The 17,147-nt window shown below is 44.6% G+C and carries 16 protein-coding genes and 1 pseudogene; all 17 read right to left on the bottom strand.

The window, feature by feature from the left end; translation table 11 throughout:
- Positions 1-5: 5 nt before the first annotated feature.
- The gene (locus EV212_RS06360) at positions 6-821 is read right to left on the bottom strand and encodes a PcfB family protein (RefSeq protein WP_132090544.1); all 816 of its coding nucleotides are present in this window, start codon (positions 819-821) and stop codon (positions 6-8) included.
- Positions 763-2,172 (bottom strand): relaxase/mobilization nuclease domain-containing protein, encoded by a 1,410-nt coding sequence (locus EV212_RS06365; RefSeq protein WP_132090546.1) that lies wholly within the window; start codon positions 2,170-2,172, stop codon positions 763-765. The genes EV212_RS06360 and EV212_RS06365 overlap by 59 nt, the downstream gene beginning before the upstream one ends.
- Positions 2,172-2,504 (bottom strand): plasmid mobilization protein, encoded by a 333-nt coding sequence (locus EV212_RS06370; protein ID WP_008727095.1) that lies wholly within the window; start codon positions 2,502-2,504, stop codon positions 2,172-2,174. The genes EV212_RS06365 and EV212_RS06370 overlap by 1 nt, the downstream gene beginning before the upstream one ends.
- Positions 2,464-2,604, bottom strand: a complete 141-nt coding sequence (locus EV212_RS06375) for a DUF3789 domain-containing protein (protein WP_132090549.1) — start codon at positions 2,602-2,604, stop codon at positions 2,464-2,466. Before EV212_RS06375 ends, EV212_RS06370 begins: the two co-directional genes overlap by 41 nt.
- 105 nt (positions 2,605-2,709) lie before the next feature.
- Positions 2,710-3,003: a hypothetical protein gene (locus EV212_RS06380; RefSeq protein WP_002607879.1), complete on the bottom strand. Its 294-nt coding sequence runs from the start codon at positions 3,001-3,003 to the stop codon at positions 2,710-2,712.
- Between the two features lie 73 nt (positions 3,004-3,076).
- Positions 3,077-4,060 (bottom strand): DUF3991 and TOPRIM domain-containing protein, encoded by a 984-nt coding sequence (locus EV212_RS06385; protein ID WP_132090551.1) that lies wholly within the window; start codon positions 4,058-4,060, stop codon positions 3,077-3,079.
- 83 nt (positions 4,061-4,143) lie between these two features.
- Entirely contained in the window at positions 4,144-4,728 is a 585-nt protein-coding gene (locus tag EV212_RS06390; RefSeq protein WP_165873320.1) for a hypothetical protein, read from the bottom strand.
- 408 nt (positions 4,729-5,136) lie between these two features.
- Positions 5,137-5,466: a DUF6664 family protein gene (locus EV212_RS06395; protein ID WP_165873321.1), complete on the bottom strand. Its 330-nt coding sequence runs from the start codon at positions 5,464-5,466 to the stop codon at positions 5,137-5,139.
- An 80-nt stretch (positions 5,467-5,546) separates the two neighbouring features.
- Complete coding sequence (locus EV212_RS06400) at positions 5,547-7,100, bottom strand: helicase-related protein (RefSeq protein ID WP_243115488.1); 1,554 nt, start codon at positions 7,098-7,100, stop codon at positions 5,547-5,549.
- Between the two features lie 73 nt (positions 7,101-7,173).
- Positions 7,174-7,362 (bottom strand): transposase, encoded by a 189-nt coding sequence (locus EV212_RS06405; protein ID WP_132090557.1) that lies wholly within the window; start codon positions 7,360-7,362, stop codon positions 7,174-7,176.
- A 118-nt stretch (positions 7,363-7,480) separates the two neighbouring features.
- Positions 7,481-8,746: a plasmid recombination protein gene (locus EV212_RS06410; RefSeq protein ID WP_132090559.1), complete on the bottom strand. Its 1,266-nt coding sequence runs from the start codon at positions 8,744-8,746 to the stop codon at positions 7,481-7,483.
- A gap of 180 nt (positions 8,747-8,926) precedes the next feature.
- On the bottom strand, positions 8,927-9,943 hold the full coding sequence (locus EV212_RS06415) for an AAA family ATPase (protein ID WP_243115489.1): 1,017 nt from the start codon (positions 9,941-9,943) through the stop codon (positions 8,927-8,929).
- A complete protein-coding gene (locus EV212_RS13705) occupies positions 9,936-10,115 on the bottom strand; it encodes a hypothetical protein (RefSeq protein ID WP_226845240.1) in 180 nt (59 codons plus the stop codon). Before EV212_RS13705 ends, EV212_RS06415 begins: the two co-directional genes overlap by 8 nt.
- A 258-nt stretch (positions 10,116-10,373) precedes the next feature.
- On the bottom strand, positions 10,374-10,793 hold the full coding sequence (locus EV212_RS06420; RefSeq protein WP_003864537.1) for a nuclear transport factor 2 family protein: 420 nt from the start codon (positions 10,791-10,793) through the stop codon (positions 10,374-10,376).
- Positions 10,794-10,966: 173 nt separating this feature from the next.
- Positions 10,967-11,338 (bottom strand): TnpV protein, encoded by a 372-nt coding sequence (locus tag EV212_RS06425; protein ID WP_004612398.1) that lies wholly within the window; start codon positions 11,336-11,338, stop codon positions 10,967-10,969.
- The gene (locus EV212_RS06430) at positions 11,263-13,383 is read right to left on the bottom strand and encodes a recombinase family protein (RefSeq protein ID WP_055173296.1); all 2,121 of its coding nucleotides are present in this window, start codon (positions 13,381-13,383) and stop codon (positions 11,263-11,265) included. Before EV212_RS06430 ends, EV212_RS06425 begins: the two co-directional genes overlap by 76 nt.
- Before the next feature lie 68 nt (positions 13,384-13,451).
- A pseudogene (locus EV212_RS14035) lies at positions 13,452-16,634 on the bottom strand (N-6 DNA methylase); the annotation flags it as partial.
- Between the last annotated feature and the right edge of the window lie 513 nt (positions 16,635-17,147).

Below are 17,147 nucleotides of genomic sequence, written 5' to 3' on the forward strand. Positions count from 1 at the left end.
ATCATTTACCTCGTTTCTTTGGATTTGGGTTTCTTTTTCCGCCTTGGCGGTTGTTTATGCTCTGTTTTTCCTGCTGGCGGTTTCTTGGCTTTGTCGGAAGCAGTGCTTCTGTCCAGGAAAGGGGAAGCCTCCGCTTCCTGCTCCTTACGGCTCTCTTTGATTTTCCGCAGTTCCTCTCTGACAGAAGGTTTTTCCTTAGTCATAGTAGCCCCCTCTGCGGACTTCTTTGGCTGCTCTAAGATAGGCTCGGACTGAGGGGATTTTTCGGTCTTTGCCACAGAGGGGTTTTCCGGGGCATGTTCCTCCTTCTGAACCGGCGCACCCATCAATGCGTCAAGAAGTTTATCTTTCTCTGCCTTTTCCTGTACTCCGATGTCTGGCTCCGGCTGGCCGTCCTTCGTATCTTTGGACTTTTCTGTTTCCGTCACAATAGACGCCGTGCTTTCGGATGCCAGTTTGAAGCGCTCCGCAATACGGCTGATCTTAGACGCATCCTCCGCACGGGCGATCACATCTACCTCGGCATTTGGATCTTTGTTTTTTCGGTCAGCAAGCACACAGTAGAGGACACCGTATTTCTTGGCTTCCTGTGTGAACTTCTTCAAATCACCATTCTTGACGGTAAAGACTTTCAGTTCCTTTCCAGAGCGCAGCATGTTGGTGAGTCTTGCCTTGCCTTTGGTTTTCTTTTCTTCTTTGAGAATCGAATACAAGAGGATCGCAATGTTTTTTGCACCAGCACCGGTAATCCTGGCGGCAACTTCAAATCCCTCCAAGCTCATTCGGACGATCTGTTCTGCCGCTTCGCCGCTTGTGTTCATTCGTCATCAGCTCCTTTCTTTGCTGTTCTTCATCCGCCCGTATGGTTTTCAGCTTTTTCTTGAGGGTATCGTTACGGGCCTCGATCCCCTCGCACAGTTTCACCTCCTTTCGGATTTCTCGCAATCGTTTGGAAAGATCGGAAAGCTGTGACCGTATCGCTTCCTTTTCTTCACCGCCCATCTTGCGGGATTGGGAATAAAGTCCCTTGCGCTTTTGAAGCAGGTCAGCCATTTCCGTTTCCAAAGATTCCTTATAAGAACAAAGCTGCTCTACCGTATCAATGCGATTCCGGCAAAGCAGCCTTGTTTCCTGCGATATAGCTTCCATCTTCATCAGGTCATCCTTTAAAAGATAATGAAGCCTTGCATAATTCTGTTTTCTGTTTTTCGGAAGAATACCGAGCCTGTAGCAGTAATGCAGATACAGCCCCCGCAGCCCGCCGATTTTCTTTGCTCCATTCAGAGTTCCTTTCAGGCGGTACACCGGGATTGGTTTTTGCGGCCCGGCAAACCGGGAAAACTTAACGGCATAGGAATTTTCCCGGATGCGCTCCATAATCCTCTCGTTGGTATAATCTTCTCCCAGCTTGTAAAGCCGCTTGGGGCGCTTCCATCCTTTCCCTATGATCGTCCAGTATTTTCGGTTCGGGTCAAATCGGACATGGTATCCCATTTCTGCCATCTGACGATCAAAGTCTTTCAGGGTAAAGGACTTGCTGATCGCTTCATCCACTGCCTGCCTTGCCACGTTGTCCCGTGTGGGCATCCCATTCTTTTCCGCCTGATAAAGCGCATAGGGTTTCTTTCTGCCGCTTGGATGTTCTATGACCGAAAGGGCATATTCCCGGCACAGCTCATCGGAGCGCTGGCGAAGCAATCGAAGATTGGCTTTGTTGTCGTGGTAATGTTTCCCGTCCATAAAAGAAACCGAGTTCACAACAAAGTGATTGTGAAGGCAATCCGTATTCAGATGAGTAGCAACAATTACCTGAAACCTGTCGCCCCACATCCGCTGTGCAAGTCTGACACCGATTTCGTGTGCCTGTTTGGGCGTGACCTCTCCCGATTTAAAACTCTGGAACCCGTGATAGCAGATGATCTCACTTTCATCATTCCACTGTGCTTTAGCGATCATCATTTCCTCTCTGGCAGAGGCAGGGTCACAGTTGACACCCGTGACAAAAAACCGCTGCTCCGTCTTATACTGATTGGTCGCATATTCCATCACATCCACCAAAGCCTGAAGGTCTGTTTCCGAATAATTGGGATTGGCAGTCTTTTCCGGGTTTTCGGCATAGTCAATCGGGTGGTCAAGCCTGCCCCGTACATCCCAGATCTCACAGACTGCCATTATCCTGATTGCCTTTGGGGAAGCAGATATTTTTTTCGCACATCCACCTGAAACTCATGCCACTTCTTTGCTTCCTGTGAAAGCATAGGGGCGTCCACAAATCCCAGGGCATTGGCTTTCGCAGCAAGCTGGTTGATACGGTTGCCGATAGCAGACAGTTCCCGCATGATCTTATAAAATTCAGGATCGGGCTTTTCACAAAGGCGGTAGCCCTTAACCATTTCCCGCAGGAACGCTTCTTTGGAGCGGCCGGATTTTTTTACAAGCTCATAAAGATGCTGCGCTTCTTCCTCATTCAGACGAAACAGGATCTGTACGCTTCGGTTTCTCATTTTCCACATCCTTTCTGGCGGAGAGCCGGCTGATCTGCAGGCAGCACATCAGTACAACGCCGAAAATTCCGCCCAGGGTAAACGCAATAAATTCACTCATTCTTAAACTCCTTTTCTTCACTGGGGTATTAGGGGATGCCCCCTAACAAGCGAATTTGGAATCCAGAAGATTTCTGGATAACCAAATTCAGTGCTTGGTAAGACATCACTCCTCGCACTCGTCCTCGTACACACATTCTCCGCAAACGGAACAGAAGTACGGGCAGCCCGAACAGCAGTCGTCCTCATCTGTTTCTTCTTCGACTGATTCTTCAAGACCGTCCTCCCGGTCTACGGTGACGACAGCTTCACCGCCAATGAAATCCTCATCAGAAAAGTCGATCAGGTCAGTGTCAAACAGGATGGTTTCTGTCTTTTCTTTTACCTGTTCCGGGGTTTCCGCATATACGGAAATGGTCTTTTGATAGTGTCCAGTCAGAGTAACCTTAAATTTTTTCAATGAATTTTCCTCGCTTTCTTTGTTCAATTTAATTTCAATGCCGTGGTGTTTCCTTCTAAAAATCAGTGGACAATCAACGGGCATCCCTCCTTTCATGGTTCCGATTCGGCCTTGCAATTCCTAAATAGGACAATAAAAAATCGTTGAAATCCTTACCGACAGGCGGTGGATCATCAACGATCTGATAGTCTTTCTGCAACAATTCTTTTAAGGCGGCAGTACAGAGTCTGCCTGTTTTGTCATTGTCCAGATGCAGAAAAATGGTCTTTACTTGTGGATTTCCCTTCAAAAAGGTGGAAAGGGCAATGGGGATTTTGCTGTCCTTTATCTCTTTCTTTGGCTGATACACGCCCGAAAGAGAAAGCAGATTTTCTTTTTTGTAGTCCTTACCTTCACATTTAAGCAGGGTAGCATAGGAGAGTAAATCAATGGCGGCTTCAAACAGATGCACCGACTGGCAAGGCTCTCTTGCCAGAAGGCGGAAGGAATACCGCTTGTCACTTCCCGATGCATCGCCCTTAAAAGAGCTGGCCATCGTTCCACGATAGGCCGCATACTTAGGAGTTCCGCTTTCATCCTTGCCGATAAAAACAACATTGTGATACCTGGCACTTTCATAAATCGTACCGTCTGCAATGCACTCCTGAATGATCTGAAAATCAATGCCACGTCCGAAAAGATACTGGGTCACTCGGTCACAGTCTTTATTCCTGGGTGGCAGAAGAAGAACTTTCGGTTCCTTTTTGGGTGCAGAAACAGGCGGCGGACTCCAACTTGCGGTAATACCTGCCAGAGCTTCCACAGCTTCTACAAAGCTGTATTCCTTGACTTTGATCAGATAGTCCAGGGCAGAAACACCGCCAAAACCTCTTGACCACCAGTACCATTTGCCATTGGAAATCTTCAAACTGTCGTGTTCTCTGGTGCAGTAAACATTCCTCGCCACATGCTTCAGATTGTCTGGTTCATACCTCTGCAAGTAGGAAAGCAAGTCCATCTGCCGTGCCTGCTCAATCACGGCAGGGTCAAGCTGCACATAAGGTCTGTTACTTCTCATTCAATAAAATCACCTCCTGAAATAGAAAAAGCCGAGGGATTTTCGTAATGAAAACCTCTCGGCTATGTAAATTATTAATCAATTCAATACTTAGGAACATGAAAATATTCCAATGTATTTTCCTCTTTGTCCAAATCTTTTCTTTTGCAAACTGTTACATTTTTAAATAAAATCTTTCTGTCATCAACAGGAAATATATCGTAATATGTTCTTGGATCATCTTCTTTGACTTTAGATGCGTCAAAAAGCTGTACTAAGATATTATGTGCATTATTATAAAATAAATTGTATGCACATTTCGGAGTAATTGGAAATACTTTGCAAAAACAAATTTGCGTCACCAAAAAATTGAGTTCCTTGCCTGCATTTTTTCTTTTATCAAAAAGTCTTTCATGTAACTCGCAATTCTTTTTGATGAACCGTCTTTCCAAAGTAGGATATATATGAACCGAATAATGGCGCTTATCCTCCTGCACTAAGGACATTTGGATATTTCCCTCATTGACATTGTTATTGTCGTTCCAAGCTAATAGTGTATTAAAAAAATCAATTCCAACCTTTTTATCGGAAAATCCAAATCCAAGTATTAAATTTTTCTCATCAGTAGCACCAACCATGCATATCCACTTGCTGGAATCCCAGTTTTGCGGCATTGGCTGAACAAGCATAATATTGTGAGTGAATATAATTTGTTCAAATACCTGCTCAATAATAAATAATATAAGTGAAAAAGCCAATGAATAGTACCACTCTGAAAAGGTGAAAATCGAGGATATAATGCCAACTAATGTGAGTATTCGAAGTATAAATTTTACTTTTTTTTGATGCTTTTCATTTATTTTTATGTGAGGAATTTTATTCAAGATTACAATGTCGAACTTGGAACGAAAATAATGAATCTTAATTTGGATTCGTCGAATTGCTCTGCGAACTCTATTGATCATTATATTATAACACTTCTTTCATTTTTGCTTTTTGATTTATAGTAACATATACTGTAGATTATTTCTATCATATTGTCTATGTAAAAGACGGCATTAGCTTTATACCAATGCCGCCTTTCTTTGATTATTCAGTTATAAAATTCCTGCTTTTTTCAGATACCCAACGCCATCATAACATCCACGGAAGTAAACCGTCTGAATTTCAATATCTGTAAGATTATTCCTAAGCTCCATGACTTTGATCAGAGCTGCACATTCCTGCTGGGATAATTCCGCTGCAGTTTCGGTATCAACAGCCTCCAGCACTTTAGGATATTGTTGAAATATCGCTTCCATCTGTTCCTGAATGGCACGGTAGTCCTCATTGCTTTCCGTCAGTTTCGCAATCACGGAGCTTAGATATTCACGAAAGATATTGCTGTGGGCATCTACAAAGGTTTCAAATCTGAACTCGTCAGACACCTCTCTCACCTCCGATAGTTTCAATTCTACACTTATTATACTGCCCACATTTCTGCAATACAAATGTGCAAAACGAGAATTTATCTCTCCCGGCTGGCACATTTTCTTTCGGGCGGTTCCTCACTTTGCTCCGGCTCTGCGTCAAGCACAGTGGGGTCTTTCTGGTCTAAATTCAGCTCGATGTTGAGGGCATTGAGCCGTTCTGATTTCTCTTTCAGCTCATCTACAAAGGCAAATGGCTTTTCTACCTCGATCTTAGCGGTTTCAAGCTGCTCCATCGTTTCTGCCTTTTTGATTTTTGCGGCTTCCAGTTTTACAGGGATTTTCGCAAGCTCATTTTCAACTCGTGTCAGGTTACCCAGTGGATCAGTACCTAAATCTACCTTGTGCTTTGCCTTTCCGCAAAGATATAAACAGTAATGGGCATTGAAAGTATCATAGAAAACTTCCAGTTTGAACCCACGATAGCTTCCGATTTCCGCAGGCTCGGCCATCGGATATTCTTTGCAGACCGCAAGAAGCATTTCACCTGCGGCGGCTTTTTCCGTATAAGTGATTCCTTTTAAGGTCATCGGACAGAACTTTTCTTCACCCTGCGGCTGATGCTGCCGGGCAAGGGAAGCATCGGCTTCATAGCAGACAATCCGCTGTTCACACTCCTTAATGGTCTGCGGGAAATATTTCAGTATCCTGTCCTCAAGGTCATAATGTTCCGAAAGATAGCTCTGCTTCAGGACTTTGAGCTTGGAAACCTGAATGTCTAAGTCCATTTTTTCCTTGAAACGCTCGTCCCCTGTGGCAAGCATTTTGACTTCCGCAAAGGAAAGGGCCACCTCATCCACATCTTCCGCAGAGCGGACAGGACTTTTGCTGGTCATGATCTGGGAGATAAATTTCTGCTTCGATTCCACCAGCTGATAGAGATAGGCATCAAAGGTCTGCTCCGTCACATAACGGTAAACCTGAACTTCCGGGAACATGTTTCCCTGACGCTCAATACGTCCCTGGCGCTGTTCCAGATCGGATGGACGCCACGGGCAATCCAGATTATGAATGGCAATGAGTCTGTCCTGTACGTTGGTACCTGCGCCCATCTTAGGGGTTGAACCCAGCAGCACACGGACTTCGCCGCTTCTGACCTTTGCAAACAGTTCCTTTTTCTGTGCATCACTGGTGGCTTCATGGATAAACCGTATCTGTTCGGCAGGGATGCCACGGGCAATCAACTTTTCCCGGATGTCATCGTAGACATTAAAAGTCCCGTCATTTTTCGGGGTAGACAGGTCACAGAACACCAGCTGGGTTGCTTTCGTGTCTGTATATTCTTCCCAGATACGGTACACGTTGTCCACACAGGCATTCACCTTGCTGTTGGGATCATCCGGCAGCATGGGGTCGATCATCCTCTGGTCAAGGGCAAGTTTTCGACCATCGTTGGTAATCTTGAGCATGTTGTCCACATTCGGCTCCACAAGCCTTGCACGGACTTTTTCTGCTCGTTTGGCAAGGGAAGCGACCAGTTCCGTCTGGATTTCACTTGGCCTGGTCTTGATGTTGTGGTACTTGACCGCCGGAACAGGGAGCTTCAGCATATCGGCGGTCTGAATATCCGCCACCTCCCGGAACATCAGCATCAGCTCCGGCAGGTTGAAAAACTTGGCAAAGCGGGTTTTCGCCCGGTAATTGGTTCCCTCGGGGTCGAGTTTGTCAAGATACTTTTTGTGGACTTTCTAAATTAAATGATTTGTCCGTAAAGAAATCGCCCAAAACCTCGTGCTTGCAGATGTCTTGAAACACCGTATTCAAAGGCTTTTTGGCACTTTCGGACTGCTTTACATTTACGATGAATGTTGTCTTTCCAATTCGCTGTGAATAAGAATATTTCTGTTCTTTCATATAGTCAGTTCCTCTCTTTCATAAAATTTGATTGCTGGGCATTCACATTAGAGCACCCAGTAACCGCAGATTTTCAATATATCAAGAAGTCATTAAGTCGTGAGTATAATGGAAATGGTTATCTTTCCATACCACGCTTGTTTCTTCGAGCCTTGATACGCTCCTGTCGTTCTTTTTCCCTTGCTTCTTTTTCGGCTCGTTCCTGTGCTTCCTTAAAAGAAAAAAGTTGCTTCACTTTTTCGGTAAAAAGTTTAGCAACTTCGGGGAAATGCTCCAACGCTTGAAGAAAAGGTCTGCACTTTTCTTTCAGTTCGTTGTATTTAGTTTTCATTCTTTCGAGCGCGTTTGCACAGTCAAAATATTTCTGTCGGTAATAGTTGGCACTCTGTTCTAATTCGCTAATTTCCGCACGACTTGTAATGCCCTCTTTGGCAAGGGCAGTAAGCTCAGAATAATCCTCTTTGGAGATTGCCATTTTACCTGTGATTGTTTTCTGCCCCATACGGTCAATCTCGTTATAGGTTTTAGAAACATTACGGGCAGGCTCATACTTCATCTGTTCATGCTGAATGCGCTTCTGCAACTTCTCCAAGCGTTCCTTGTCCTGCTTGATTTGATATTGCAGGGAAGTAAGATGTTCGGCGGTACTTCCGTATTCGCCACGCTGAAAGCCTTTGAAGCCTTGCTCCGTCATATGGTTAAACAATTCATCTTGCAGAATACTGTATGAAGCTCGGAACATCGGTTTTCCGTTCTTTCTGAGAAGCGGATTGCCTTTTTCGTCGGTCAGCGGAATATCCGATTTCCATTTCTTTGAATGGCTGATTTGATGAACAACTTCCTTAACCGTTCCTCGCAGTTTTTCATCTTTGCAACGCTTGCTCCATAGGATTTCTTTCTCCACCACAGGCAGAACCATAGCATGAAGATGATAGTGGTACACCTCTTTCCCAAGTTCCTCGGTTGCCGCTATATTGATTTCATCAGCGTGCATTACTGCCGATATTACATTTTCAGCACCGAATTTTTCTTCGATGAAATGGAACGCTTCTTCATAAAACTGCTTTGCGTATTCGTAGCCGCCGTTACGCTCGAAGTACATCGTGTTCACATCAATCACAATTTCATTGAAGATCGTTGCGTCTTTCCTCAACCCACGAAGCGACACCAAACCGTCAGTTTCCATCTGCTTTAATTGTTCCATATAAGTCGGGGCAGTCGGTGTTTTGAAATGCACATTAAATGGTATGCGTTCCTCAATGACATTCATATTTTCATAGGTTTCATTTTTGCGCTCGTTGTGTCTTTCTGCTTTGCTGACATCGGAAGCGGTGTACTTTTTAACCCTTGCACAACTCATATCCGCTTTGTTGTTTTTAGCCATTTTCGTTCTCCTTTCTCGGCAGGGCGAAGCCGTTACACAACATTCTTTGAATGTGTGTAACCCACTATGACACTTTCAGACTTCGTCTGCAAAGATGTCGTGGGCAAGGGTGTTCCCCCTTGACCTCCTTTGATACCTCAATCATAAAATCAGACTGTCCCATCAGCAGACAGTCCGTTTTTATTCTCTCGATATATCGCCCATCGGCAAAGACCAGTACCACAGAAAACCTTTCTTTCGGGAAATAACTCCTGTGTTCTTCTTTGCCTTTTTGATGGTCGATTTCTTGAACCCTGCGGCTTCAAGTTTTTCTTCACAATCTGAAGAAAGCATTTCTCCGTCTTTCAGCATTTCCATCAGAAATGCTTTCGCCTTGACTTCCTTATCGTTGGGTCTGCCAATTTTCGGGGCAAGGGACTGGAACGCTTCTTCTGCTGTCATTTCCATTTCGGAAATGAAGTCCACACCTTTCTCAGATACTTCAAACAGAATGGCAGAGCCTGTCGGGGCAAGGTTGGATTTTACCTGCACCAAATATCTTTCCGCAGGTACTTCCTTGTTCGGTGTGCGTGTGATTGCAAGAATACTTCTTGCAGCACCCGCAATGTCAATCGAACCATTGGTACGGTAAAGGGGGTTGGTGTCTTTCATCTTGTTCATATGAGCGATAATCACAATCGCACAGCCAGTATCTTTCGCAACCGCTATCAGATGATTAAACTCGGCTCGTGTTTCGTTGGCATTGTTCATCGAACAGATTTCTCCGATATAGGAACTCATCGGGTCAAGAATTAAAAGTTTTGCGTGGTACATCTCAATCGCTTCACGAATACGGTTATCCCCAAAGGATAAAGACTTTTCATCTTCCCTGATGAAGATAAGGTTCTCTCCGTTGCCACCGGCAGAGTTAAAGCGAGGTACTACCGTATCGTCTGCGTCATCTTCCGTTGTCTGATAGATGATAGTCACAGGCTCGTTTTCTTCCGTTTCGGTAAAGGGCAGAGGTTCGCCCTTTGAGAGCAGGGCGGCAACGGAAAGCATTAGCTTGCTTTTTCCATCGCCCGGATCGCCCTGCAACAGCGTAACCTTGCCAAACGGAATATACGGATACCACAGCCATTTCACTTCTTTCGGCTCGATTTCGCTTGCCTTGACAACTTCAAGAGGTACGCTGACAGTCATTTCATTTTCAATCATTTTTATTTGTTCTCCTTTTCGATAAATATTTCGGGCAAAGCACCACGATACAGCGGAAACTCTGCTTACAGTCATTCCTGCATTTTCTGCAAAGTTCGTTGTAGGTAATGCGATTACGGTCATTCAGAAACAATGCCCATTCTTGTTTCCGTTTCTTGCTCATTCTTGGCATATCAATCCACCTTTCCGTTTGAAAATAAAAAAACCACAGGAAAGATACTTGAAACCTTTTTGTGTATCTTTTAGGGGCGAAAATCGGAGAAAATCCCCGTTCTAAGCCTTTCAAAAAATCACACAAGGTATTTGTACTAACCTGTGGTTATGTATGAATTTGTTGGTTTTAGGTAACAAAAAAACACCGTATTGCTACGATGTTTTTCGTTGTTCATATTATGTCTAAGATACTGGCAAACTGGAATTTATAGTCCTCTCAAAACCAATTTGCTTTTTCTTCTCGAAATACGGGAATATCACTATCTCGATATGGATTGTAATTATGAAGATTGCAACCAAACTCTTTTAATGATTTTATTTTGTTATCCTGTGTCCATACAATTAAAGATATTCCGTCAAATTCTTCAACATTTCCATTATTCATTTTGCTTTTAAAATACCACTCCACGATTGTTTGATTGCCTTGATGAAAAAATTGCTTAATCTCCCAGACAAGAACACTTCCGCGTGTATTCCATTCGTCAAACCAGTGCTTTACCGTTTTGCGGTTTTCATATTTAGGACTCCAACTCTCAGTATATACAACATCATCTGTAAAAATATTGTCAATTCCTAAATCTGCTTTCTTAATCCACATATCAAACCATAATCGGATAATTTTTTCTCTCTCGTTCATAAAGTACCTCCATAACTTCCGATTTGTCGCTCACAAGCAAAAGTATTGTACCACATCTTTACGAATTTTTCTACCACTTCGATTATACTCACGACTTAATGACTTCTTGAATACTTGCCGAAAAAGAAAAACTGCCATCGGTTTGACAGCAGTTCTTCTTCGGTTGGTATCCGTTAGGAATACACAATATCATTCAATACAATCTCATCGGCACAGGTTCGAATGTTATTCATCAATCCTATCCATCTCATCATATCCGTTGCTTTCAGTTCTTCCGTTACACCCTGCTTCTTTGCCATTTCCTTTATCAGATATTCCGCCATATCACGAGCCGAAGTATCAATTTCGGCAAGGTGTTCATATAACTTTCCGCTTGTCAGCAGATTAAAATATAGCACACGCTTATGTTCCCTCAAATATCGTTGCCGCAATCGACCATATTTTGAAAGGGGAGGACTTTTCTCTACTGTCAGGCAGGGATAATAGTAATCTCCGATGAGTTCGTATCGGATACCTGTTCTTTCGTCTGTAATAAATCTTTGCATAGTTCTTTCTCCTTTTGCTTCTTGTAGTAAAACTCCAAGGTTTTCTTATTGTGATTTACCTTTTTACATTCCTCGGAACAGAATTTCTGCTGACTGTGTGTAGGCCAGTAAGTACTGCCACACACAGCACATACACGCTGACGATAATAATGACTTCCTTTTTCCGCTTCTCTATCGGCTTTTGTCTTATCCTGCCTTGCCTGATAGCAGCAATCCTTTGAACAGAAAATCTGTCGGTTGCTTGTAGGGGTAAACTCTTTCCCACAATGAGGACATACCTTTGTTTTGACGATTTCGCCACCGTTTTCAGCAAGTTTTTTTGCCTTTCGCTTCTCTCGATAGGCTTTTTCACGCTGACGCTGTTTCTCCAATCGCTTCTTTTCTTCCTGTTCTTCCTGCTCTTTTATCTCGGCAAGTTCTTCCTCGGTGTAGGCAATATCGACCTGTCCGACATAATTGAAGTAAATATCAACCTTTTGTGTCTTTGCTTTTCCCACACCCTCGGCTTCATACACCACAATCTTGTCAATGAGTTCGGTAAACATCAAATCAGAAACTTCCGTAGGATTTTTGTACTTGCGTATCAGCGATATAAAATGCTGAATATCCATAGTGCTGTCTTTTTCTTCAGAAAGTTCCTTTTTCATCGTTTCCATTTTCGCTTCCAATTCAGCCTGTTCATCGTCATACTGCTTCATCAGTTGCTTGTATTGTCTTTCGGGTAGCAATCCCGATATAAGATTTTCATACAAGCCACGAATGAGCGTAGAGAGTTCGTCATAGCGTTTCTGACAGCGTTTCAACTCCGATTGATTGTGCTTCGGCTTTTCCTCTTGCTTATCTTTCCAAAGGGATTGCAGTTCCAAAGCAAAGGCTTTTTCATCATTCAGAACAAATCTTGAAAAGCGTTTAACTGCCGATAATATCAAGGCTTCAACATTATCAGCACTAATCGTATGGGAAGTACAGGAATTAACCCTGCTTGCATACCCGCCGCAACGGTAAGAATACTGAACAGAACCGTCTTTCTTGCTATAATGCGTTTGCAAAGTCATTCTCCTGCCACAGTCGGCACAGTACAGATAACCGCTTAATCGGTTGGTATGTGTACCTCTTGCCGCAGCTCTGTTCACTCGTTTCTTTCGCTTCTGAACGCTGTCCCAAAGTTCCTGCGATATGATAGGCTCGTGGGTGTTATAAAACACATACTGCTCATCTTCATCGGTAGTCTTTCTCTTATGCAATTTAAAATTGGTGCTGACCGACTTTCTCAAAACAGTATGTCCAAGATATTCCTGCCTGCTTAAAATCGTTCTAATGGCAGATATGCCCCAAATATAAGGGTCTGCAAACTTAATCCCGTTGTACTGTTCTGGGTGATATTCCTTTGCATATGCGGCAGGAATTAAAACCTTTTCTTCGGTCAGTATTTCCGCTATGGCTCGTGGACTTTTGCCCTCATTGGCAAGCAGAAAGATACGCTTTACCACCTCAGAAGCCACAGGGTCAACAACAAGCGTCTGCTTATCGCTCGGCAATCGGTTATATCCATAAGGGATTGAACCGCTACAACGCTTTCCGTCTTTCATTCGGGCATCAAATACAGCCTTGATTTTATTGCTCGTGTCTTTGGCATAAAATTCGTTCATAATATTCAAAAACGGAGCAAAATCATTATCCGAAGCATTGTTGCTGTCAATGCTGTTGTTGATTGCAAGAAAACGGACATCTTTCTGCGGAAACAGAATTTCCGTATAAAATCCGACTTGCAGATAGTTTCGCCCTAATCGGCTCATATCCTTAACAATCAATGTTCCGACATTGCCTGCTTCAACTTCTTTTATCAAAGACTGAAAGCCTGGGCGATTGAAATTTACACCCGAAAAACCATCGTCAGTAAAATGGCGGATGTTCTCAAAGCCATTTCTACGGGCATAATCTTCGAGGTATTTTTTCTGATTGGTAATGGAATTACTCTCGCCATTCAGGTCATCATCTCTTGATAATCTCTCATAAAGTGCTGTAATCTTTGAAGTCCTTGACATTCTCTTAACCTCCTTCCTTATGTATTTTCAATTTAGGACAGTTAATTTTATCGTCCTATTAAAGTATAGCCCTCCGGAGCCAGCTCCAGAGCGGTGACTGTCTCACCAAAGGTGGATGCCCAGCTGTCAAAATGCTGCAAACCATTCCGTAAAAGCGCATCATACTGCAAGTAGCGCTGTACCGAATACAGCTCGACCATGGAGTTGCTGATCGGGGTTCCCGTGGCAAAGATCGTTCCCCGGTTGCCTGTGATTTCATCCAGATAGCGGCACTTCATAAAAAGGTCGCTGGATTTCTGGGCTTCCGTCTGGGCGATCCCGCCTACATTTCGCATCTTGGTATAAAGATACAGGTTCTTATAAAAATGGCTCTCATCAATAAAGAGCCTGTCGATGCCGAGCTGTTCAAAATCAATGACGGTATCTTTTCGCTTGGTGTCATTGAGCTTATCCAGCTTTGCCTGAATCGCCTTTCTGGTTTTCATCAGCTGCTTGACCGTGAACTGTTCGCCTTTGCTTGCCTTCACATCATCAATTCCACGCTCAATATCATCGATCTGACGTTGAAGCTGTTCTCTCTGACGCTCAATGCTCATTGGGATTTTCTCAAACTGGCTATGCCCGATAATGACCGCATCGTAATCGCCGGTGGCAATGCGGGAACAAAACTTTTTCCGGTTGCCCGTCTCAAAGTCCTGCCTGCGGGTTACAAGGATATTGGCACTTGGGTACAGCCTGAGATACTCGGAAGCCCATTGCCCCACAAGATGATTGGGAACAACGAACATCGACTTATTGCATAATCCAAGGCGCTTGCTTTCCTGTGCCGCAGCAACCATTTCAAAGGTCTTTCCTGCGCCCACCTTATGGGCAAGGAGTGTGTTGCCGCCGTACAGGATATGGGCAATAGCATTGACCTGGTGAGGTCGGAGAGTAATCTCTGGGCTGATACCGCCAAATACGATATGGCTTCCGTCATACTCACGAGGGCGGACGGAATTGAATGTGTCGTTGTAATACCGCACCAGTCGGCTCCTTCGTGCCGGATCTTTCCAGATCCAATCCTGAAATGCCTGTTTGATAGCTTCCTGCTTTGCCTGCGCTGCCGTGGTTTCTTTGGCATTGAATACGGCTCTTTTATTGCCGTTTTCATCATACACATAATCAAAAATACGGGTATCACGCAGGTTTAAGGTGTCCTCAATAATACGATAGGCGGAAGCTCTTTTTGTACCATAGGTGCTGTCCGCCTTGACATTTCCGAAATCGGAACTCTTATTTTCAATAAACCAGTCGCCATTCATTGGAGTATAGCGCACTCGGATTCTTCCTGCTGCATAGCTGGAAGGGGTAAGAAGCTCCATGACAAACCGCTGAATATCCTCCTGCGGTATCCAGGTGGTACCCAGACGGACGGAGATTTCTGCCGCTGACAGGTCTTTGGGGATCACCTGCTTTAAGGCTTCTACATTGATTTCATACGCCGGATCTTCCTTTGCCGCAGCCTGTGCGCTTAGAAGTTTTGTTCGCACATTGCCGGACAGATATTCGTCAGCAGTCACATATTTTGCCGGTTCCGAAGCGGGGATACGGAAGATCACGCCCTGCAATTCCTGTACCAGTTCCTCCTGGGGTTTGCCTGTAAGCTGTTCCATATAAGGCAGGTCAACAAGCGCTTTTTCCCCAATCGAAAGGGCAAGGGCTTCACTGGCCGTTTCCACAGAAGTAACTTCTCGGTGGGGCTTGATCGTCCGCTTCGTAAACATATCTGCTTTTCGTTTGAAATTACCCTCATCATCCAGCACTTCCAAAGAGCATAACAGGAAGTAGCTCTCATCCGATGCAAAGGCCAGATAGTTGCCACGGCTGTTGATCAGTCCGTATTTTTGGGAAAACGCATCATACAGCCGGTTCAGGTTTTCCTGTTCGGTGCGTATCATTTCTTCTGGATAATCCTCCGTCTGATACTCGATGAGCTTTCTGACACAGTCACGGATCTGGATCAATCCCTTGATGCGGCTCTCTGCGGTCATAGATACTGTGGCCGGTGTCATGCGGTCATTTTCCCGGAAGTAGACTTTTCCATCCACCATGGTAAAGGAAAAATTGCGCACATTCGGGTCGGCAGGAACAGAAGCGTCCGGTTCATCCGAGATTTCATCGATCCCTTTTTCATACTCCGGGATTTCTCCCTGAATGTTCTGGACAGCTTTGCTTAACAGGTCTGCAAGTGGAATATCTTTGTATGCCTTGCAGACAGAGTCAAAACCAAAACGGGTACTTTCCATTTTCATTTCGCCCAGGATCATTTCCGGGTGCTGTACAAAATAGCTGTTCATGGTGATCCCGTTCTCATCGGTATCCAGGTGTACCCAATCCGGTTCCACATCTGCAATGCGGTCACGCTTTTGCAAAAAGAGGATGTCACTGGTGACCTCTGTCCCTGCATTGGCTCGGAACGTATTATCTGGCAGGCGGATGGCTCCTAAAAGTTCTGCCCTCTGTGCGATATATTTCCGCACCTCCGGGCTTGTTTTATCCATCGTTCCCTTGGAAGTGATAAAGGCCACTACGCCGCCGCTGCGGACTTTATCCAATGCTTTCGCAAAGAAATAATCGTGGATCAGGAATTTCTGGGCGTTGTAACGGCTGTCATTGACCTTAAAATCGCCAAACGGTACATTGCCGACAACGACGTCAAAATGGTCATCGGGAAGTTTTGTCTGCTCAAATCCCTCAATGGCAATGCTGGCTTTCTGGTAAAGCTGCTTTGCAATTCTTCCTGTAAGAGAGTCGATTTCTACACCGTGAAGCGTTGAGCCTGCCATACGATCCGGGAGCAGACCAAAGAAATTGCCGGTTCCGCAGGACGGCTCCAGAATCGTACCACCGGAAAATCCCATATGGTCAAGGGATTCGTACATGGCTTTGATGACAACCGGCGGGGTATAGAACGCTGTCAGAGTGGACTCCATGGCTGCCCGGTATTCTTCCGGGGAGAGGCTGGCGTTCAGCTCCTTAAATTCTTCTGCCCAGGCCGCATTGTTCTCGTCAAAGGCCATGGATAGACCGCCCCAGCCAACATAACGGGCAAGAACTTCCTGTTCTTCGGGTGTAGCAAGACGATGTTCCAATTCCAGCTCATGGAGCAGCTGGATGGCTGCCATGTTGTTTCTGAATTTTTCTTTTGCACCACCGACACCTAAAGTATCTTCTGTAATCCGATAATTGTGCCGGTCAGAAGAAGGAACAACTGCTTTTTCTGTCTTTTCTTCGGTCTGTGATTCAAGCGGTTTCAATCGTTCAACCTGATCTTCTGCCTTTGCTACTAAGTCTCCAAATTCCAGATCAGAAAGACAACGTTCAATCATATCCGAAAGACCGTTGAATCTTTCTCGATGAGCCAGGCTGCTGTCGATATAAATATCCAGTGTACAATCCACCAGATCCGCATTGATTTGAAGATCATGCTCCTCATTCTCGGAAGTAGTATAGGCAAGCCCTACGCTGTGCAAATCCTCATAATCTGCCCCTAATTCGCTGTCGTATTCTTCATGGATAAATTCATCGATCAGGGCTTTCGCCTGTTTCAGTAGTTCCTCCTGTGGCTGTTGCTGTTCCAAAAGCCTGCGGATATAACTGATCTTTTCCACACGATTGATCGGGAAACCAACACGGTTCTGGAACGTGATGTCACGCATAGACACATCACCGCTGATTTCTCCCACGCTTTCAATCCGGTATCTTCGGTTGTCGATCACGAT

This window comes from Frisingicoccus caecimuris (genome assembly GCF_004340975.1).
Classification (GTDB): domain Bacteria; phylum Bacillota; class Clostridia; order Lachnospirales; family Lachnospiraceae; genus Frisingicoccus; species Frisingicoccus caecimuris.

Coding starts and splice junctions, on each gene's coding strand:
- EV212_RS06410 (WP_132090559.1), bottom strand. CDS start 8,746: ATGGCTAAAAACAACAAAGCGGATATGAGTTGTGCAAGGGTTAAAAAG.
- EV212_RS06365 (WP_132090546.1), bottom strand. CDS start 2,172: ATGGCAGTCTGTGAGATCTGGGATGTACGGGGCAGGCTTGACCACCCG.
- EV212_RS06430 (WP_055173296.1), bottom strand. CDS start 13,383: ATGTCAAGGACTTCAAAGATTACAGCACTTTATGAGAGATTATCAAGA.
- EV212_RS13705 (WP_226845240.1), bottom strand. CDS start 10,115: ATGCCAAGAATGAGCAAGAAACGGAAACAAGAATGGGCATTGTTTCTG.
- EV212_RS06375 (WP_132090549.1), bottom strand. CDS start 2,604: ATGAGTGAATTTATTGCGTTTACCCTGGGCGGAATTTTCGGCGTTGTA.
- EV212_RS06400 (WP_243115488.1), bottom strand. CDS start 7,100: ATGCTGATGTTCCGGGAGGTGGCGGATATTCAGACCGCCGATATGCTG.
- EV212_RS06390 (WP_165873320.1), bottom strand. CDS start 4,728: ATGCTTGTTCAGCCAATGCCGCAAAACTGGGATTCCAGCAAGTGGATA.
- EV212_RS06405 (WP_132090557.1), bottom strand. CDS start 7,362: ATGAAAGAACAGAAATATTCTTATTCACAGCGAATTGGAAAGACAACA.
- EV212_RS06385 (WP_132090551.1), bottom strand. CDS start 4,060: ATGAGAAGTAACAGACCTTATGTGCAGCTTGACCCTGCCGTGATTGAG.
- EV212_RS06425 (WP_004612398.1), bottom strand. CDS start 11,338: ATGCAAAGATTTATTACAGACGAAAGAACAGGTATCCGATACGAACTC.
- EV212_RS06370 (WP_008727095.1), bottom strand. CDS start 2,504: ATGAGAAACCGAAGCGTACAGATCCTGTTTCGTCTGAATGAGGAAGAA.
- EV212_RS06420 (WP_003864537.1), bottom strand. CDS start 10,793: ATGAACGAGAGAGAAAAAATTATCCGATTATGGTTTGATATGTGGATT.
- EV212_RS06415 (WP_243115489.1), bottom strand. CDS start 9,943: ATGATTGAAAATGAAATGACTGTCAGCGTACCTCTTGAAGTTGTCAAG.
- EV212_RS06360 (WP_132090544.1), bottom strand. CDS start 821: ATGAACACAAGCGGCGAAGCGGCAGAACAGATCGTCCGAATGAGCTTG.